General features: G+C 62.4%; 17 protein-coding genes. 2 read left to right on the forward strand and 15 right to left on the reverse strand.

All coding sequences use genetic code 11. The annotated features are described in order from the left end of the window. Positions 1-69: 69 nt before the first annotated feature. The 11 genes from argE to PGR6_RS14765 all read right to left on the reverse strand — a co-directional run bounded on the left by argE (position 70) and on the right by PGR6_RS14765 (position 13,504). Positions 70-1,227, reverse strand: a complete 1,158-nt coding sequence (gene argE / locus PGR6_RS14715) for an acetylornithine deacetylase (RefSeq protein WP_019578987.1) — start codon at positions 1,225-1,227, stop codon at positions 70-72. Further along, positions 1,224-2,393, reverse strand: coding sequence for an NAD(P)/FAD-dependent oxidoreductase (locus PGR6_RS14720; protein WP_018925979.1), 1,170 nt, complete (start codon positions 2,391-2,393; stop codon positions 1,224-1,226). The genes argE and PGR6_RS14720 overlap by 4 nt, the downstream gene beginning before the upstream one ends. Beyond that, positions 2,390-3,781: an FAD/NAD(P)-dependent oxidoreductase gene (locus tag PGR6_RS14725; RefSeq protein WP_064617981.1), complete on the reverse strand. Its 1,392-nt coding sequence runs from the start codon at positions 3,779-3,781 to the stop codon at positions 2,390-2,392. Before PGR6_RS14725 ends, PGR6_RS14720 begins: the two co-directional genes overlap by 4 nt. Continuing rightward, complete coding sequence (locus PGR6_RS14730; protein WP_018925981.1) at positions 3,763-4,071, reverse strand: (2Fe-2S)-binding protein; 309 nt, start codon at positions 4,069-4,071, stop codon at positions 3,763-3,765. Before PGR6_RS14730 ends, PGR6_RS14725 begins: the two co-directional genes overlap by 19 nt. Continuing rightward, positions 4,068-5,909, reverse strand: a complete 1,842-nt coding sequence (locus tag PGR6_RS14735; protein WP_064617983.1) for an ABC transporter ATP-binding protein — start codon at positions 5,907-5,909, stop codon at positions 4,068-4,070. The genes PGR6_RS14730 and PGR6_RS14735 overlap by 4 nt, the downstream gene beginning before the upstream one ends. Before the next feature lies 1 nt (position 5,910). Further along, a complete protein-coding gene (locus tag PGR6_RS14740; RefSeq protein ID WP_018925983.1) occupies positions 5,911-6,786 on the reverse strand; it encodes an ABC transporter permease in 876 nt (291 codons plus the stop codon). Beyond that, the gene (locus PGR6_RS14745) at positions 6,783-7,739 is read right to left on the reverse strand and encodes an ABC transporter permease (protein ID WP_064617984.1); all 957 of its coding nucleotides are present in this window, start codon (positions 7,737-7,739) and stop codon (positions 6,783-6,785) included. Before PGR6_RS14745 ends, PGR6_RS14740 begins: the two co-directional genes overlap by 4 nt. 47 nt (positions 7,740-7,786) lie before the next feature. Further along, the gene (locus tag PGR6_RS14750) at positions 7,787-9,424 is read right to left on the reverse strand and encodes an ABC transporter substrate-binding protein (protein ID WP_064617986.1); all 1,638 of its coding nucleotides are present in this window, start codon (positions 9,422-9,424) and stop codon (positions 7,787-7,789) included. Positions 9,425-9,518: 94 nt separating this feature from the next. After that, the gene (locus tag PGR6_RS14755) at positions 9,519-10,793 is read right to left on the reverse strand and encodes an NAD(P)/FAD-dependent oxidoreductase (protein WP_064617988.1); all 1,275 of its coding nucleotides are present in this window, start codon (positions 10,791-10,793) and stop codon (positions 9,519-9,521) included. Positions 10,794-10,835: 42 nt separating this feature from the next. Then, positions 10,836-11,504 carry a haloacid dehalogenase type II gene (locus tag PGR6_RS14760; protein ID WP_018925987.1) on the reverse strand — a complete coding sequence of 223 codons (669 nt, stop codon included), beginning with the start codon at positions 11,502-11,504 and terminating at the stop codon, positions 10,836-10,838. Positions 11,505-12,031: 527 nt separating this feature from the next. Continuing rightward, positions 12,032-13,504, reverse strand: a complete 1,473-nt coding sequence (locus PGR6_RS14765) for an aldehyde dehydrogenase family protein (RefSeq protein WP_064617991.1) — start codon at positions 13,502-13,504, stop codon at positions 12,032-12,034. A 240-nt stretch (positions 13,505-13,744) separates the two neighbouring features. Here PGR6_RS14765 and PGR6_RS14770 point away from each other — a divergent pair, with 240 nt between their 5' ends. Next, positions 13,745-14,602: a GNAT family N-acetyltransferase gene (locus PGR6_RS14770; protein ID WP_064617993.1), complete on the forward strand. Its 858-nt coding sequence runs from the start codon at positions 13,745-13,747 to the stop codon at positions 14,600-14,602. Positions 14,603-14,671: 69 nt separating this feature from the next. Next, positions 14,672-15,385, forward strand: a complete 714-nt coding sequence (locus tag PGR6_RS14775; RefSeq protein WP_064617995.1) for a cupin domain-containing protein — start codon at positions 14,672-14,674, stop codon at positions 15,383-15,385. Positions 15,386-15,452: 67 nt separating this feature from the next. Here PGR6_RS14775 and PGR6_RS14780 read toward each other — a convergent pair whose 3' ends face one another. From PGR6_RS14780 to gabT, 4 genes are all read right to left on the reverse strand, one after another. Then, complete coding sequence (locus PGR6_RS14780; RefSeq protein ID WP_064617997.1) at positions 15,453-16,658, reverse strand: DUF1624 domain-containing protein; 1,206 nt, start codon at positions 16,656-16,658, stop codon at positions 15,453-15,455. Positions 16,659-17,230: 572 nt separating this feature from the next. Then, positions 17,231-17,719 (reverse strand): Lrp/AsnC family transcriptional regulator, encoded by a 489-nt coding sequence (locus PGR6_RS14785; RefSeq protein ID WP_003174918.1) that lies wholly within the window; start codon positions 17,717-17,719, stop codon positions 17,231-17,233. 45 nt (positions 17,720-17,764) lie between these two features. Beyond that, positions 17,765-18,421: a hypothetical protein gene (locus PGR6_RS14790; protein ID WP_064617999.1), complete on the reverse strand. Its 657-nt coding sequence runs from the start codon at positions 18,419-18,421 to the stop codon at positions 17,765-17,767. A gap of 96 nt (positions 18,422-18,517) precedes the next feature. Next, positions 18,518-19,810: a 4-aminobutyrate--2-oxoglutarate transaminase gene (gabT, locus tag PGR6_RS14795; RefSeq protein ID WP_064618001.1), complete on the reverse strand. Its 1,293-nt coding sequence runs from the start codon at positions 19,808-19,810 to the stop codon at positions 18,518-18,520. Positions 19,811-19,909: the final 99 nt, after the last annotated feature.

A 19,909-nucleotide genomic window follows, 5' to 3' on the forward strand; every position in this document is an offset into this window, starting at 1 on the left:
TGGATGCTGAAATTCGCGGTGGGACGGCAGGCTCTACCGGCAAGCACAAATCAAAAGATCTTGACGATCTCAAAGTTTCAGGGAACCCAGCAATCCCTCCAGAAACCGCTCCCCAGCCTGCATCTGGCTGATCTCGATGAACTCGTCCGGCTTGTGCGCCTGTTCAATCGAGCCCGGGCCGCAGACCACCACCGGTACGTCCAGACGCTGCTTGAACAACCCGCCCTCGGTGCCGAACGAGACTTTGGCGGTGCCGGTGTCCGGCGCGGCGAAGTTTTTCAGGAAGCGCACCGCTTCAACGCTCGGATGGGTATCGAGGCCCGGATAGACGTTGAGGGTTTCGATCTCGATGTCTGCCACGCTGGACAGCTTTTTCGCCTCGCGCACGATCACTTCGGCACGCTCGCGCATCTGCTCCAGGAACTGATCCAGATCGTCCGCCGGCAAGTTACGTACCTCGAAATCCAGGGTGCACAGGTTCGGCACGATGTTCAGCGCCTTGCCGCCGACAATCTGCCCGACGTGCACGGTGCTGTAAGGCACGTCGTAATCGGCATCCTGTGCGCCCTGCTCTTGCAGTTGCTGCTGGCTCTGACGCAGAGCCGCGATGAAATCGCAGGCCACGTGAATCGCATTGACCGAACGCGGCGCCAACGAGGAATGCGCTTCCAGGCCACGGCAGTAAGTGCGGTAAGACCCCTTGCCCTTGTGCCCCAGCACGAACTGCATGTTGGTCGGCTCACCGATCAGGCACAAAAACGGCCGCACCGGCGCCAGGTGCAGCACGTCGAGTAAACGTCGTACACCGACGCAGCCGGTTTCTTCGTCATGGGACAAGGCGATTTGCAGCGGTCGGCTCAACGAATGGTCGGCGGCATCGAGCATGGCGTCGATGGCCAACGCAATAAACCCCTTCATGTCGCAACTGCCGCGCCCGTAGATCCGCCCGTCCTGCACCGTCGCCTCAAACGCCGGCAAGGTCCAGGCCTGCCCCGCCGCCGGTACTACGTCGGTGTGGCCGGACAACAGAATGCCCGGTAACTCTTTAGGGCCGGTGCTGGCGAACAGGTTGGCCTTTTTACCCGTTTCGTCCTTGACGATCAGTGACTCGATGCCCTTGGTCAGCAGCAAGTCGCGTACGTACTCGATCAGGGCCATGTTCGACTCCGAAGACACGGTGTCAAAGGCCATCAGGCGTTTGAGAATATCCAGTACACGGGGTTTCATGAGGCCCTGCTCCTTTGCTCAGTTGTCCGTTGCTCGGCTGAAGGGGTGAACCGGCGGATCGAGAACGGCTCAATCGAAGTGCTGGTGCTGCCGGTGCTGATCAGTTCGGCCATGACGTCGCCGACGCCTGGGCCGAGCTGGAAGCCATGACCGCAGAAGCCGAACGCGTAATACAAACCGTCAACGTTGCCGCTGGGGCCCATCACCGGCAGGGAATCGGGCAAGTAGCCTTCAATGCCACTCCACACGCGGATGATGTTCAGGTTGCCGACGCCCGGCAGCAGGCGACGCATCTGATCCATCTGATTGAGAATGCTGCGCGGCTCGACATAGGCGCGGCGGTTGAGCATGTCCGGTTTGCTGCGGTAGCCGCCACCGATGATGATGTTGCCGCGCGGGATCTGGCGGAAGTAGATCACTTCTTCGGGGATCTTGGTGTACACGCCGATCACCGTTGGCAAGGCGTACGGCACCGGTTCGGTCACGGCCATTTGTGGGCCGTTGGTATCCAGCGGCACCGGTTCGCCGAACTGCGCCGAGAGTTTCTGGCCCCAGGCGCCGGCGGTGATCAGCAAGCGCTCGGCGCCGAACTGGCGACCGTCGGTGGTGGTCACCGTGAACTCGCCGGCAATTTTCTGCACTTCAGCGACTTCAGTCTGTTCCTCGATCCGCGCCCCGAGGCGGCGGGCAGCCCGTGCAAATGCCGGCGCGGCCAAGCGCGGGTTAGCATGGCCATCGTGAGGCGCATAGGAGCCGCCCTTCACGTCCGGCCCGAGAAACGGAAAGCGCTGGTGCAGCTCGGCGCCACGATAGATTTTCAAATCCAGCTGCGCCGCCTCGGGTGCTGCCGCATAGGCTTCCAGTTCAGGGATTTCATCCTCGCGGTAACACACGCGCATGTGCCCGCTGGCAATGAATTCGAGGTCGTCGTCGATCAGCTCTGGCAAGCGTTTCCACAGCGCCCAGGAACGGTTGGCCAATTCCAGTTGACCGAGGAAGCGTCCCTGACGCCGGACGTTGCCGAAATTGACGCCGCTGGCGTACTGACCAATCTGGTCGCGCTCCAGCAGAATCACCGACTGCCCGCGCTGGCGCAGGAAAAACGCCGCCGCCGAGCCCATCAGGCCGCCGCCAACAATCACTACATCGGCTTTGTGTAGCGTCATGGCGACACCTCCTCGGTGAGCATCGAAAGGGGTTTGACCGGTGCCTGTCCACGCTGCCGACCGACCTGTTGCACGCTGACGCCTGCCGCCGCCGCGATCACTTCGGCCCCGGCCTGGGAGCAATAACGCCCCTGGCAGCGGCCCATGCCGACCCGGCTGAAGGCCTTGGCCCGATTGACTTCACAGGCCCCCTTCTCGCTCACGGTACGGCGCAACTCGCCGGCGCTGATCATCTCGCAGCGACAGACGATGGCTGAGTCCGGCAAGGCTTTGGCTTGATCCGCCGGCCAGGGAAACGCCTGGGCCAGACCGAGGCGAAACTCATCCATCACCGCCAGCGCGTGGCGTTGTTCGTCACGCAAACCGGCGTTCACCGGTTGCTGCAGATCCTCCAGCAACGCCATCGCCGCCAGACGCCCGGCGTGCTCGGCGGCATCGGCGCCGCGAATCTTCGAACCGTCCCCGGCGGCATACACACCGTTGACCGAGGTGCGGCCCTCTTCATCGACGGCCAGCCACCACTGGCTGGAGGCCTCATCGAAGCGCATGCGACAACCGGCCAGATCGGCCAGTTGGGTTTCCGGGCGCAAGTGATAACCCAACGCCACAGCATCACAATCCACCGTTAACGTCTCACCGCGCGCGGTACGCACCCGCACACCGCTGACGCCACTGGCCGCGTCGCCTTGCACCTGAAGCGGCGAAATCCCCAGATGCACCGGGATTTTCGCCCGGTACAACTGCGCCAGTAACTTCATCCCGGTGAACAGCAATCCCGGACGCGCCATCAGCTTCGGCACTGCCGCGATGCGCTTGCTGAGGGGTGAAGTGTCGAGCACCGCCGCCACATTGGCGCCTGCTTTGACGTATTGGCTGGCGACCAGATACAGCAACGGCCCGCTGCCCATGAACACCACGCGGTGGCCGATGGAAACCGCCTGGGACTTGAGCGCGATTTGCGCCCCGCCAAGGCTGTAGGTGCCTGCCAACTGCCAGCCTTCGATCGGCATCAAGCGGTCGGTGGCACCGGTGCAGAGGATCAGCGCATCGTAATCCACCGTCGAGTGCTTGCCCTGGCTGACGCAGCACAATTGCCCTGGCGTCAGGTTCCACACCAGCGTGTCGGGGCGGTAGTCGATTTGCCCGCGCAATCGGTCGAAACTCTGGTGCAGATTCTTGGCCTTGGCCGCTTCGGTGCCATACAGGGTGGCGTAGTCCCGGGTAAAACCTTCGGGCTGGCGCCGGTAGATCTGCCCGCCATCCCGGCGATTCTCATCGATCAGGATCGGTTTCAAGCCAGCCGCCAGCAGCGTTTCGGCACAGCGGATGCCGGCCGGCCCGGCGCCGACAATAACCACTCGTTGAGCGCTCAGCCGTGCAGTGGCCATATTGCCTCCGGTTGTGTGGTGACGATGTCCAGCCCTTCGCGGACTTCATTGGAACAGGCGCGCAAACGCTCGCCACTGCGGGTCCAGACCCAACAATCCTGGCAGGCGCCCATCAGGCAGAAACCGGCGCGGCGGCCCGAGTCGAATTCCGATTGGCGCAGCGCCGAGCCCTGGGTCAGCAACGCGACCATTAATGTGTCGCCCTGCAATGCCTCAATGGGCGAACCGTCCACCGTCAGCTTGACGGTCGGCCGGCCCTGCTCGGCCAGCCTCACAAAACGCCCTTTCATGCATAAGCTCCCAGGCTCATGGTGGATAAACCCTGCTGTGTTTTCAGCAACTCGGCACTGTCGTGATGACAAAGAATTTCGCTACCGCCGTCGATGATCCGCCGGTTCGGCGCGGTGCGATTGCACAGGCCGTCGACCCGCACCGGGCAGCGACTGAGAAAGGTGCACAGCTCTGGCACATTGGCCTTGGCGCCAATCGGCGGCAGCGTGCCGCAGGTGGTGCCGCAGTTTTCCAGCCAGCCCTGACGCAGTTCCGGCACCGAATGGATCAACAGGTCGGTGTAGGGATGGAACGGTGCCTGGGCAAACGCCTGCCGGCTGCCGGCCTGAACCTTGTGGCCGCTGTACATCACCACGATGTCGTCGCACAGCGCGCGCACCGTGGAAATGTCATGGCTGATGAACAGGTAGGACACGCCCAGTTGCTGACGCAGGTCGCGCAGCAGTTCGAGAATCGCCGCGCCGACCACGGTGTCCAGCGCCGAGGTCACCTCGTCGCAGAGGATCAGGTCCGGTTTGGCCGCCAGGGCACGGGCCAGGTTGACCCGCTGTTTTTGCCCGCCGGAGAGTTCATTCGGACGGCGTTCGGCCATGGCGCGCGGCAAGCGCACCAGGTCCAGCAGTTCGCCGATACGCTCGCGCAGCGCGGCGCCCTTGAGGCCGAAGTACATTTTCAGCGGACGGCTCAGAATAGTGCTGACACTGTGCATCGGGTTGAGCGCAGTGTCGGCATTCTGGAACACCATCTGAATCCGGCGGAACTGTTCATCGGTGCGCTCGGACAGGCTACCGCCCAGTGGCTGGCCATCGAAGGTCAGGCCGCCCAAGGCCGGCGTCAGCAACCCGGCCACCACCCGCGCCAGGGTCGACTTGCCGGAACCCGACTCACCGATCACGCCAATGGCCTGGCCCCGGCGCACGGTCAGGTCGATATCTTCCAGCACGCGAATCGACGGCATGCCTTGCAGGTTCTTGTTGCCGTAACCGGCGGTCAGCCCCTGGATGGTCAGCAGCGGTGTTTCCTCAGCGATGCCGCAAGGTGGGCGGATCGTCGTGTCCGGGCGGGCCGCCAGCAGCAGGCTGCGGGTGTATTCGTGGGCCGGGGCCTTGAGCAGCGGCGCGGTGGCGCTCTGCTCGAAAATCTGTCCGCCGTTGAGCACGACGATCTGATCGGCCATTTGCGCGACGACCGCCAAATCATGGGACACATAGACCGCCGTCGCCCCACGTTCGCGGACCACCCGCTTGAAGGCGCGCAGCACGTCGATCTGCGTCGTCACGTCGAGGGCGGTGGTCGGCTCGTCGAGCACCACCAGCAGCGGATCGCTGATCAGCGCCATGGCCGCCATTACCCGTTGCAACTGCCCGCCGGATACTTGGTGCGGGTAACGCTGGCCAATGTGATCGGGATCCGGCAAGGCCAGATCGCGGAACAGTTCGATGGCTTTGGCTTCCAGCACGGCCCGGCTACCCAGGCCGTGAATCAATGCGCCCTCCACCACTTGATCGATCAGTTTTTTCGCCGGGTTGAACGCAGCGGCGGCGCTCTGGGCAATGTACGACACCCGATTGCCGCGCAGGCCTTGCAGTTCGCTTTCGCTCAACGCCAGCATGTCGTGTTCGCCGACTTGCACCACGCCGGACGCCAATCGACAACCGCGTCGGGCATAGCCGAGCAACGCCAGCGCTATGGTGGTCTTGCCGGAGCCGGACTCACCGATCAACGCCAGCACTTCACCTTTGGCCAGGGAGAAGCTCACGCCTTTGACGATCTCCACTTCGCCACGCTCGCCGCAAGCGACCACGCGCAGGTCTTCGACTCGAATCAAATCACTCATTTCAATGACCTCCCGTACGTCGACTACGCCGTGACGACAGTCGGTCGATGAACAGATTCACGCCGATGGTCAGGGTGCCGATGGCCAGCGCCGGAATCACGATGGCTGGCGCGCCCTGATTGAGGCCGCCGATGTTCTCGCGCACCAGCGAACCGAGGTCGGCATCCGGCGGTTGCACACCGAGGCCAAGGAAGCTCATGCCACTGAGCAGCAGCACGATGAAGCCGAAGCGCAGCCCCAGATCGGTCAGCACCGGGTTGAGCATGTTCGGCAGGATTTCCACGCAGGCGATGTACAACCGACGCTCGCCACGGGTGCGGGCCACTTGCACGTATTCCAGCGCTTCGATGTTCACCGCCATGCTGCGGGCGATGCGGAACGCGCCTGGGGTGAAGCTCAGCACAGCGGTGCAAATCAGCAACAGCACCGAAGAACCGAACGCCGAGACCATGATCAACGCCAGCATCTTGCTCGGGATGGATATAAAGGCATCCATCAAACGGCTGATCACTTCGTCCAGCCATTTCGGCGACACCACCGACAGCAGCGCACATCCGGTCCCCAGCGTGCTGGCCAACACCGCTGAAATCAGCGCCAGGCCCACGGTGAACCGCGCGCCGACAAGAATGCGGCTGAGCATGTCGCGGCCCAGGTAATCGGTGCCCAACGGGTAAGCCGCGCTGAGGCTGTCGAACACATTATCGGAGACCACTTCACCCACCGGGTGCGGCGCCAGCCACGGACCGAAGATAGCCACCAGCAGCCAGATCACACACATCGCCGCCCCGACCAGGCCAAGCCACGACGGTCCATGGGCGACCTTGCCCAATGCCAGCTCGGGCCCGGCAGGCGCCGATTTCGCCATGAGATCGTTCATTGGTTTCTCAGCCTCGGATTGGAAAGAATCGCGCACAGGTCGGCAACCAGCACCAACCCCAGGTACGCCGTACAAAACAGCATGGTGCAGGCCTGAACCAGCGCCATGTCGCGGTTGGTCACGGCATCGACCATCAGACTGGCGATGCCGGGGTAGTTGAAGATCGTCTCGACGATCACCACCCCGCCCAGCAGGTACGACAGGCTCAGGGCGATGGCGTTGGCAATCGGCCCGATGGCGTTGGGCAAGGCATGGCGCAAGACAATCCGCACCGGACTCACGCCTTTGAGCCGGGCCATTTCCACATAGGCGCTGTCGAGTTGATCGATTACCGCCGCCCGGGTCATGCGCGCCATTTGCGCGACAATCACGCAGCACAAGGTCATCACCGGCAAGGCGTAGGTGCGCATGAATTGCCAAGGTGAGGTGATGTCGCTGGCATAGGACAGCGCCGACAGCCAGCCCAGGTTCACCGCAAAGATCAGCACTGCCAGGGTCGCCACCAGAAACTCCGGCACGGCGACCAGGGCCAGGGTGATGAAGCTGAGGACACTGTCCATGCGCCCGCCCCGGCCCATGGCCGAGCCGATGCCGATGATCAGCGCCACCGGCACCGACACCAGCGCCGTGACGGCCGCCAGCATCAGTGTGTTGGGCACCCGCCCGGCCATCAGCTCGCTGACCGGCAAGGCATTGGACACCGATTGCCCCATGTCGCCGCTCAGCAGATTCATCAACCAATGCAGGTAACGCACCACACCGGGTTGATCCAGCCCCAGTTTCAGACGCAAGGCCGCCACCTGTTCCGGCGTGGCGAATTGCCCGAGTGCCTGTTGCGCCGCGTCCCCCGGCAATACCGCCGTGATCGCAAACACGACCATGGACACGATCAACAAAGTCACGATCGCCGCGCCCAGGCGCCGGCCGATCAACCACAGTGTGTTGCTATTCATCGCCCTACCCTCATGCAATAGCCCCGCTGACGCCCGTGTGCGGCCGATCAGGCATCGAGCCAGACCTGTTCGGCGAACATGTAGCCCATGAAACCGCCGAGGGGGTTGCTGCCGTAGCCCTTGATGCGCTGGTCGACACCGTCGATGTTGCTAATGAACACCGGCACGCCGATGCCACAGTGTTCATGCACCAGGGCTTGCATATCGGCGTACATCTTGCTGCGCTTGGCGTCGTCGGTTTCACCGCGGGCGAGCATCAGCAGTTGGTCGAACTGATCGTTCTTCCAGCCCGACTCGTTCCATGGCGCGCTGGACTGGAAGAACTGCGAGAACATCACGTCGGCGTTCGGCCGTGGGTTGATATTGCCGAAGCTCAGCGGGTGCTTCATCCAGTGGTTGGACCAGTAGCCGTCGCTGGGCAGGCGGTTGACGTCGAGCTTGAGCCCGGCCTGTTTCGCCGATTGCTGCAACAGCACGGCGATGTCCACCGAACCGGTCGCGGCAGGCGATGCCACCAGCGGCATGCTGATGCTTTCCATGCCGGCCTTCTTCAGCAGGAATTTGGCTTTTTCCGGGTCGTAGGCCCGCTGCGGCAGGTCGGCGTTGTAGTAGCGCGAGCCAGGGGAAATCGGATGGTCGTTACCGACGACGGCAAAGCCACGGAACACCGCGGACTTCACTTGCTCACGGTCCAGCAAATACTTCATTGCCTGAGTGAATTCGGCGCTTTTACCCGGCATCTGGTCCTGACGGATGATCAGGTCGGTGTAGTTGCCCGACGGCGCATCGACGACCCGGTGTTTGGCGCTGGCCTTGATCCGTGTGGTCGAGCGTGGGTTGACCTCGTTGATCATGTGCACGTCGCCCGACAGCAGCGCGTTGACCCGTGACGGTTCGTCGGCAATCGCGATGAATTCGATCTCGTCCAGGTACGGCAGGCCCGGTTTCCAGTAGCCGGTGTTGCGCGCGGCAATCGAGCGTACGCCCGGTTTGAATTCCTTGACCGTGAACGGCCCGGTGCCGATGCCCTGGTTGAAGTCGGTGGTGCCTTCGGGAACGATCAACAAGTGCGACACGGCGAGGATCGACGGCAGCTCGGCGTTCGGCGCGCTCAGGCGGATCTGCACTTCGTGGGTGCCGGTGGCCTTGATCTCTTCGAACTGCGCCATCAGCGGCATGACCTTGGAACCGGTCAGCGGGTCTTTGTGGCGCGACAGCGAGAACACCACGTCGGCGGCGCTCAGGGTCTTGCCGTTGTGGAAGGTCACGTCCTTGCGCAGGGTGATGATCCACAGCGTCGCATCGGTGTTGTCGATGCGCTCGGCCAGTTCCAGTTGCGGCACCAGGTGGCTGTCGAAACGGGTCAGGCCGTTGTAGAACATGAAGTGACGCACGTAGTCGGTAGACAGCGCGCCCTTGGCCGGGTCCAGGGTGTCGGCGGTGGAGCTGGACATGCCGGCGACGCGAATCCGCCCGCCCGGCTTGCCTTTGCCCGGGGTCGCTGCTTCTTCGGCGAACAGTTTGCCGGCGGCGCCGAACAGGCTGCCGGCACCCGCTGCGGCAACACCCGCCACGCCGAGCATCTGCAAGGCGTGGCGGCGTGACATGCCACGATTGAGGCCTTCGAATACCCGCAGGCTGTCCTGGCCGGAAATCAGTTTCGAGTCGATCTTGTTGTCAGTCATATCAGTTGTACCTGTCGAAAATCAGAAGATTCGAGTGCTCCGGTTGACCGGAACGTCCTGGAAACGCAAACGACGGTGACGCCACAACATCAACTCAATGCAAATAGTCCTGGAGGCGGTAGTAAGCGCCCACGAACGGCAAGAACCACGGCTTGCCGAAATGCCCGGGAATCGCCGGCCAGTCGAGTTCGCGCCAGGGATTGGCCTCGACTTTGCCGGCCATCACCTCGGCCATCACCTGGCCCATGTGCACCGACATCTGCACCCCATGGCCGCTGTAGCCCATGGAGTGATAAACCCCGCCATGCTGGCCGGCGCGAGGCAAACGGTCGGAGGTCATGTCCACCAGCCCGCCCCAGCAATAGTCGATTTTCACCTTGGCCAACTGCGGGAACATCTGCACCATCGCCGCTTGCAGCACCTTGCCGCTCTTGGCGTCGGACACGCTGTCGGACATCGCGAACCGCGCACGTCCGCCGAACAGCAAGCGGTTGTCCGGGGTCAGGCGAAAGTAGTTACCGATCATGCGACTGGTGACATAGGCACGCCGACCGGGCAGCAACTGATCGATGAGGAACTGCGGCAGCACCTCAGTGGCGATCACGAAACTGCCGACCGGCACGATCCGCCGCCGATACCAGCCCAGGCCACCGTGCTGACAAGCGCCGGTCGCCAGCAATACTTGCCCGGCGTGCAAAGAACCCTTCGCGGTGTTGACCCGATAACCGCCGGCCTGGGCCTTCCAGTCCGTCACCGACGTACCTTGATAGATCAGCGCGCCGTGACGCGCCGCAGCCTCTGCCAGACCGACGCCGAAACGCCCGACATGCATCTGCACGCCGTTGCGCTGCAGCAAGCCGCCATGGAACTGGGCCGAATTCACTTCGGCGCGGGTCTGTTCGGCGTTCAGCAACTCGACCTCGGCATCGACCTCCTTGCGAATCAATTCGCAGGTGCGCGCCAGGCCTTCGTAGTGCAGCGGTTTGGCCGCCAGTTTGAGCTTGCCGTTGCGCTTGAGGTCGCAAGCGATCTGCTCCTGCTCCACCAGGGACACAACGCTCTGCACCGCGCTTTCATAGGCCTGGTAATAGGCCCGCGCCTTGTCGGCACCGAGGCTGGCACTCAGCCCGGCATAGTCCTGGGCAACGCCGGTGTTGCATTGGCCGCCGTTGCGCCCGGAGGCTTCGCCGATCACTCTCCCGGCTTCCAGCACCACCACACTGGCGCCCTTCAAGGCCAGCGCGCGAGCCGCCGCCAGGCCGGTGAAACCGCCACCGACGATGGCCACGTCGACCTGCCCGGGCAATGCGCCGAGCTGAGCACCGGTAAACGCCGGTGCGGTGTCGAGCCAGTAGGATTCACTGCCCATGTCTAACCCCTTATTCCGTGAAGAGCGCCGTTACCGTTCAACTCAGAGACCGACCAGCGCCGCCAGTCCACCGATGTCGGTGATCTGCTGGTAGCCGTAGAACGCATTGCCCGGAACCTCGTGACCACGGGCGACGAAGGCCTTGTTCTTGATCTTCATGTCGTGGGCCGGCATCAGGTCGTAACGGAAACTGGAAGACACATGCAAGATGTCTTCCGGGCCGCAGTTGAGGTTGTCGAGCATGTACTCGAACGCGGCCAGGCGCGGCTTGTAGGCCTGGGCCTGTTCGGCGGTGAAGACTTTGTGAAACGGTGCGCCGAGCTTGTCGACGTTGGACATGATCTGGCTGTTACTGGCGTTGGAGAAAATCACCAGGGGGATCTTGTCGGCGATTTTCGACAGACCGGCCGGCACGTCCGGGTGCGGGCCCCAGGTCGGCACGGCGTCGTAATACAGCTGGCCTTCGCCACGGTATTCGACACCCCAACGCTTGCAGACCCGCGCCAGGGAGGTCTTGAGGATTTCGTCATACGGCATCCAGTCACCCATGACTTGGTCCAGGCGATAGGCCGAGAAGTCCTTGACGAACTGATCCATCTGCTCGGGTGCCACGCGGTCGGCGAACAATTCGCGAGTCATCGTGCCCATGTGGAAATTGGTCAGCGTACCGTAGCAGTCGAACGTAATGAATTTGGGGCGAAGGAAGCTCATTGAGTGCGGTCCTGAAGTTCGTTGAGGTCATGGCGCGACAGGTATTCGCTGCGTTTCGGGAGCGGCGATGCAACGCTGCAGCACACCGTCATTACAACACCGTGAAATCAGCAGATGGCGTTAAAAGCGACCTCTGCTTGATACAAACCACCGTTTTAGCCTGCCCCCTCAGCAGACTTTGCGGCTCGCTCCAGCCTTGGGCAAACCCCGTATTTATGCGCTCTTATGGACCTTCATGGCTATGCGAGGCTGACGAACGCCCCCATTCACGGCAGAACCTGCGCCGGGCTGAACGAAAACGGGCGCTTCCCTGAGGAAGCGCCCGTTTGGGTGCGGTTTGAAACCTGTCGACGATCTGCGGTTAACGGATCACCTGTGGCGAGGGAGCTTGCTCCCGTTCGGCTGCGAAGCAGTCGTAAAGTCGGCTGATGCGTTCTACCTGAAGGATTGCGGTCGTTGGATTTTTTGGGGGGCTTCGCCCCCCAGCGGGAGCAAGCTCCCTCGCCACAGGTGTTAGGGGGCGGACATTAGCCAGCGATATCGATCAGCACACTCTTGAAGCGCAGATTGGCTTCGAAGGCTTCGCGCCCCAGGTCCTTGCCGATGCCGGAGCGTTTGTAGCCGCCGGTCGGCAGGATGTAGTCGTTGCTGCGTCCATAGCGGTTGACCCACACCGTGCCCGCCTCCAGCCGCCGGACCAGTCGCAGGGCGCGGTTGATGTCGGCGGTGTGCACGCCCGCCGCCAGGCCGTAGGTGGCGTGCGCGGCCAGGCTCAGTGCCTGCTGTTCGTCATCGAACGCCTGCACCGTCAGCACCGGGCCGAAGATTTCTTCACAGATCGCCGGGTTCTGATTGTCCAGGCCAGCCAGCAAGGTCGGCTGGTAATAGGCACCGCCCAGCCCTTCAAACAAACCACCGCCAGTCAGCATTTCGGCCCCGGCCTGGCGCGAACGCTGGACGATGCCGTCGATACGGCTGGCCTGCAACCGGGAAATGATCGGCGACAGCGTGCTCTCGGACGACCAGGTCGGCCCCGGGCGCAACTCCTCGAAATACGCCTGCAAGTGCGCAACGAACGGTTCCATGATCGAGCGCTCGATCAACAACCGCGAACCAGACACGCACACCTGCCCGGCATTGCCGGTAATAGCCAGCGCCACGGTGCGTGCGGTTTTCGCGATATCCGGCACGTCAGCGAACACCAGTTGCGGGCTCTTGCCGCCCAGCTCCAGGGTTACCGGTTTCGGCCCCACCAATGCGCAAGTGGACATGATGCTCGAGCCGGTCGCCGTGGAGCCGGTAAAGGTTACCTTGCCCACCCGTGGATGACGGCACAAGGCGTCGCCAGTGACGCGGCCATCGCCCTGAACCACGTTGAAAATCCCGGCAGGAATGCCCGCCTGCAACGCCAGTTCGGCAAAGCGCAGGCTGGAAAACGGCGTCAGCTCCGACGGCTTGAGCACCACGGCATTGCCGGCAGCCAGCGCCGGCGCGACTTTCCATGAAGCCATGCTCAAGGGGAAATTCCACGGCGCGATGGCGGCGATCACGCCGTACGGTTCAGCGATCTGCATGCCCAGGCGATCGGTCTGGGTCGCCGCGACTTGGCCGCCGTGCTTGTCCGCCAGTTCGGCAAAGAAACGAATGCCCTCGGCGACATAAGGAATGTCCCAGGCGATCACATCTTTATGCGGACGGGTCGAGCCCACCGCTTCCAGCGGCGCCAGCACGGCGACATCGGCTTCGATCAGATCGGCCCAGCGACGCATGACCCGTGCCCGTTCCCGGGGCGGACGGCTGGCCCAATCGCTGCGGTTAAACGCCTGCCAGGCATCGTTGACCGCCTCATCCACCAGGTCGGCATCGGCGATCGGCAACTGGGCATAGGCCTGACCGTCTGAAGGGCGAACCACCTCCAGCCCCGGTTGGGCGTCGCGGTATTTGCCAGCAATAAAGTGAGCGCTGCGCACAGCGATAAGGCGAGGATCGAAGCTATCCATGGAGCACTCCAAAAAGGGACGGCGAGGCGTTTACTCAGGCCTCCATCGTAGAAAAAAAGCCCAAGCATTTGCTGCCGACCTTATGGGGCAATTAAGTAGTAAGTGTGGTCTGCAGGCCTTTGATGTGAGGAATCTGCCGAATCTTTCCGCCCCCCTTGTCAGGCCTTCACACAGATGGGATACAGGCATCCTCGCGCCGGAAAACCGGTTGATTGCGCACACTGTAAACGGAGACTCGCCATGTCCGCCTCGCACCCTTCCACTTATGTTTATCGGCCGATGACCGCCGCCGACCTGCCTTCGGCCCACGCCTTGTCTGTTGAGTTGAAGTGGCCTCATCGCCTGGAAGACTGGGCGATGCTACAGCGGGTCAGCGAAGGTTTCGTGGTGCTCGATGGCCCGCGTTTAATCGGTACCGCATTCGCCTGCCGGCAAGGCGACTTCGCCACCATCGGCCTGGTGATTGTCAGTGACGACTATCAGGGCAAGGGCATCGGCCGTCGATTGATGGAGCACGCACTGGAGGCCTGCCAGTCGCGCACGCCGATGCTCAATGCGACCCTCGCCGGTGCGCCGCTTTATGCCAGCCAGGGGTTTGTCGAGTACGGACGAATTCAGCAGCATCAAGGCCTGGCCCAGGTGCCCGCGCTTGAACCACTGGCGGACGGTGAGGAATGTCGCCTGCTGCGTGTGGCCGATCAGGCTCGTCAACTGGCACTGGCCAACGCCGGCAGTGGTCTGGACCGGCAAGCGGTGCTCACGGAGCTGTTTGCGGTGGCCGAGCATTCGGTAGGCATCGAGCGCGACGGTCAGTTGCGTGCCTTCGCCCTGCTGCGCCCGTTTGGTCGCGGTCGTTGCCTCGGCCCGGTCATCGCCGAAAATCTTGAACAGGCCAAACACCTGATCGCCGTGTTGCTGGCCCAGGTGCCGGACGCTTTCGTGCGAATCGACATTCCAGCGGACAGTGGTTTGAGCGAGTGGCTGGAGCTGGCCGGTCTCAAACAGGTCGACACCGTGGCGCAAATGGCACGGGGTACACCGCCGCAAGCGGCCAACGGCGTACGCCAATTTGCCCTTGTCACCCAAGCCATCGGCTGATTCCGGCGCGCGATGAAGCGAGCGCCTTCCATCACTTTCTACCCCCCATTTGCAGGGAGCGTCACCCGCATGTCTCAACCCACCATTGTGCTGTTGGCCCGCGCCGACGGCAGCCGCGTTTCTACGTCTTTCAAGGCAGCGCCCTTGAGTTCCATCGATCCGTTCATGGACGGTCGTCAGATCGCCTACATTGGGTCCGACGGTGTCTCGGCGGGCCTTGTTCACACCAGCAAAACCGTCGATATCGAGCACTTCCCGCACACCGAAGTGATCGTGGTCCATGCCGGGCACGTCGTGCTGCAATCCGGGGAACAGGTGCTGGAACTGGGCATCGGTGCCAGCGCGGTGATCGGTCGCGGCACAGCGCTCAGGTTTGAGGCACAACCCGATACGTGCTGGGCCTTCTGCGCCGTCACCAGCCCCAGCGCCGAAAAGAAACCGGGGCTGACAGCGCTCGACCCGCTGGCGATGCTGTCCCCTTCGGCGGCACCGGAACCGCAGATACTGATCGGGCCTACGCCGCAGTGTCGCTCGCGCAATGCCTTCGAAGATGACGCCACTGATCTGCGCGTCGGCGTGTGGGATTCGACGCCTTACACCCGCCATGGCCGAGCGCACAAACTCAACGAGCTGATGCACCTGCTCGAAGGCAGCGTGACTTTGCAGGCGCCGGATGGAACCAGCGTAACGGTCAACCCCGGTGACACCGTGTTCGTGCCGCAAGGCGCACCGTGCGCCTGGAGCAGTGCGCGGTATGTGCGCAAGGTGTATGCCGTCAAATAGGGAACTGTGGGAGCGCCGCACCGCCGCTCCCACAGGTATTTGTGCTGAGTTCAGCAAGATCTTTGAATCAGAGGTATTTGAGAATCGCGATGTCGCGACGCTGCTGCTTGAGGTTGGCGAACCAGCGCGTCGGGAAGAACAGCAGCACCCCGAGAATCACGCTCCACAGCCAGACCATCGGCAGGTTGTCGAAGCCGTAATAGGTACCCTGATTGGCGCCCCAGATGGCAACGGCCACCAGGTACATGGCCTTCAGCACATACAGGTGCAGCAAGTAGAAGAACATCGGCGCGCCGCCGTAGACCGCCAGGGTCGCGGTGGACCAGCGATCCTGGGCCTTCTCGAACACCGCCAGAAGAATCAGCCCCAGGCCGAGGGTCGGCATCAGGAACATCAGTGACGGCGGATACTTCTTCGCGCTCATGAAACTCATGAAGGTGCGCAGCGAATCACCGGTCTGCACCCAGGGTTTCTCGCCGTAAACGTTCAGGTATCGAATGAATACGAACGCCAGCAGCAGGCCGACGCCAACCTTGAGCAAGCGGGAAATCCGCTCGGCCGGTTCCATGTCCTTGCCGAACCATGGCCCGATGGCCCAGCCCAGCAGAATCACGCCGATCCACGGCAACACCGGATACGTGGTGCGAGCCCGGGTGAACTCGGTGATGTCGATGAATACGCGCTGATGCAGGATCGACCACGGCACGAAGACCGGCGACTCCGGCCCCACGGTCACGCCATCGAGCAGGTTGTGCCCGGCGACAATGGCCACCCCGAGCACGATCAGCCAACCGCGCTTGAAGTGCAGCAACCCGGCAAGCACGATCATGCAGATGCCGATGCACCAGATCACTTGCAGCCACAGCGTCTTGGGCGGGAACTCGGCGTTCCAGGCAAAGCACACGAATGTGAGCTCCAGAAACACCAGGAACAGCCCGCGCTTGAGCAGAAACACCGAGGTTTCACTGGCCGTGTGTTTCTGGCTGTAGAGCCAGGCCGACAACCCGGTGAGGAAGATGAACACCGGGGCGCAAAGGGTGCTCAGCAGGCGGGTGAAAAACAGGTCCGGGGTCACACTCAACGCATCGATCGGGTCGGTGACCTGACGGTGCAGCAGAAAGGTTTCGCGCACATGGTCGATGAGCATCAACAGCATGACGAAGCCGCGCAAGGCATCGATGGCCAACATCCGGGTGTTGGTTTTGGCAACGCTGGTGGCCAGCGCAGGGGAAACACTTCCCGCCTGCCCTGCCACGCTTGTAGATAGGGTCATATCAGTCACTCATGTCTTGGTCAGTGGACTACCGCTGGCTCAGCCCTGTTTCTTCAGCCTGGCAACTTCCGATGCCGGCAGCTGCGACGGCGCCCGCGGCAAGGGTACCTGACCTTCCTTTCGATAGAACGACAGTGTTGAACTGAAGCCGTGCAACGACCTGCCCCTCTCTCTGAACGCATTACAACGCAGGCGATTTTGCGCTTTGTTCCGAATTCATCGCCCGTAACGCAAACGAAGACTGTTTTCGCCGCGTAAACAGCGGTTTATACGGCCTGCGCCAGCATGAAGCGTGTTGAAGCGGTTGTGCGGCCCCGATGTCCGATTGAGGTGCATGCCCAAACCGAATTCTCCGTAGCAGCTGTCGAGCAGCGCGAGGCGGCGTTCGGCGGCGAAGCAGCCGCAAAATCAGTCACTGCGATCCGTCAGGTACACCGTGCATTCAGGGTTTACGACTGCTACGCAGCCGAACGCCACCTCGCGCTGCTCGGCAGCTGCTACACAGAGCCCGTCGCGCGCCTCTTTCGAAGGCGCGGCAGGCTGCAAGGGAATGGGGGGATGTGGAGTCAGCTTCAGTGCCGCAACAATTTGCGCAGCGGCACGCCGTCCTTCAGTACGGGTGACTTGATGACGATGTAGCTGAAATACTTGGAGATGCCGATGTTCTTGTCCAGCAGGCTTTCGACCACTTCCTGATAATGCTGGATGCTGCGTGTCATGAAGCGCACCAGGTAATCGTAGCCACCGCTGATCAGGTGGCATTCGAGCACTTCGTCGACCAGACGGATATTGGACTCGAACTTGGCGAAGTCTTCGCGCTTGTGGTCGCTCAAGGTGATCTCGGTGAACACCGTGACCGAGTCGGTGATCTTGGCCAGGTTCAGGTGAGCCTTGTAGCTGGAAATATACCCGGCCGACTCCAGCCGCTTGACCCGTTGCAGGCAGGGGCTGGCCGACAGGCCCACGGCATCGGCCAGGCTGACGTTGGTCATGCGCCCGTCCTTTTGCAGCTCAACCAGGATGCTGATGTCGATTCGGTCCAGTTTTACTAAACCTTCCATTGCGTACCTCTTGACTGCCGTTTGTAAGACAATCTTCTAGCAAAATCAGCGCCGTAAAGACAGCTGATGCTGAGCCACCAGATCCGCCATGCTGTTAATGCAGTAATCCGCCGCGCACGGCGACGGTTGTCTGGCCCGGCCGCGACAGATCAGGCAGACCGCCCCCGCCCCCGGTTGCCGGGCGCCAGGCCGGGTTACCTGGAGGATGGTGTTGGCATCAAGGTCATTGGCCGCCAGCCAGTCATGGTCCTGCAATGGGTCGCTTGCCAGGGAAATAAAATCGTCGGGCATGATCCCCAGGCGTTCGCACAGCAGGCCGCGATCTTCGGCGTCACGGTCGCCATGCACCAACAGGCGATAGAACTTGCGCAAGTACAGCATGGCGCCGGGTGCATCCTCGAACAACGACCAGCCGACGACGGACCGGGCGAAGCTCATGCCCTCCTCCCAACTGGCTTTCAACGCCCAGCGCTCGGCCAATTGACGGTGGGCGAAACACAGCAAACCACTGAAGCCCAACTCGCCGAAACGCGGGTACAGCGCCCGCACCACCTCGCTGAATTCGGCCAGCACCTGTGCCTTGTCCGGGTGACCGCCACGGCTGTCGAGCAGCGGCTGCAACGCCGCCCAGACTCCGGAATCGCGATCCACCAGCACCTCATCGCAATCGATCAGCAACGCTCGATAATCAGTCAGCCCCATGGTGTGTAAAGCCTCCGATGATGCATTCCATCAATCCATGCTCCATAAATGCTCACGGGCGATGCCGTGTGGCAGCGCCCGTGAGCTGGCGTGAGCTCAGTTCAAGACTCGTGCCAGTGCCGCGTCGAGAATCTGCAACGCTTCATCGATCTGTGCTTCGCTGGTCACCAGTGGCGCGAGGAAACGCAACACGTTGCGTTGCACGCCGCACTTGATTACCAACAGGCCACCGGCCCGGGCTTCATCGATCAGTCGTTGGTTGAGGTCGGCATCTGCGGTCCGTGCCTCGTCATCCTTGATCAGCTCGATCGCCAGCATGAAGCCGCTGCCGCGCACGTCGCCGATCCGCGGGTAACGGGCCTGCAAGCGCAACAGTCCCTGACGCAGACGCTCGCCCAACGCTTCGCCACGGGCCAGCAACTGCTCTTGCTCGTAGGCTTCGATCACCGCCAGCGCCGCCGCGCACGACAGCGCGTTGCCGCCGTAAGTACCGCCGAGGCCGCCTGGCAATGGCGCGTCCATGATCTCGGCTTTGCCGACCACACCGGACAGCGGCAAACCGCCGGCCAGGCTCTTGGCCACGGTGACCAGATCCGGCTGAATCCCGGCGTGCTGGAAACCGAACCATTTGCCGGTACGCCCGAAACCGGTCTGGATCTCATCGAGGATCAGCACGATGCCGTGCTTTTCAGTCAGCGCGCGCAGGGCCTGTAGAAACTCCGCCGGTGCCGCAAGGAAACCGCCATCGCCCTGCACCGGTTCGATGATGATCGCCGCGACCCGCTCAGGCGCCACTTGGGTCGCCAACAACTCGTCCAGTGCCTTGAGCGCCATGTCGCTGGTGACGCCGCGATAGGCATTCGGATACGGAGTGTGGAAAACCTCCGGCGCGAACGGCCCGAAGTTCTGTTTATACGGCTGGCTCATGCCGGTCAGCGTGGTGCCGAGCAAGGTCCGGCCATGGAACCCGCCACGAAAGGCGATCACCGCCGAGCGGTTGGTGTGGGCGCGGGCGATCTTCACCGCGTTTTCCACCGCTTCGGCGCCGGAGGTGAAGAACGCTGCTTTATAAGCGTCCTGGCCGCCGATCATTTCGCACAGGCGCTGGGCCAGGTCGAGATAGGGCTTGTAAGCCACCACCTGGAAGCAGGCGTGGGAGACTTTCTGCAACTGCGCCTGCACCGCCGCGACCACCTTCGGGTGATTGTGACCGATGTTAAGCACACCGATACCGCCGACAAAGTCCAGGTAGCGCTTGCCGTCCACGTCCCACAATTCTGAACCCAGGGCCCGATCGATCACCAACGGATGCGCGGTAACCAGGCCACGTGGCACGAATTGATCGCGCTGACGGAGCAAATGAGGGGTTTCGTCGACTTTGCTATTCATGGCATTTCCCATCGTGAGTCCGGCAACCGGGAAGTGGTTGCGATGGTGTTCAGGTTAAGGCTTGCGCGAAACGAACTACGCCGAACTTGCCCCCTGAGA

It is taken from the genome of Pseudomonas sp. GR 6-02, assembly GCF_001655615.1.
Classification (GTDB): Bacteria; Pseudomonadota; Gammaproteobacteria; order Pseudomonadales; family Pseudomonadaceae; genus Aquipseudomonas.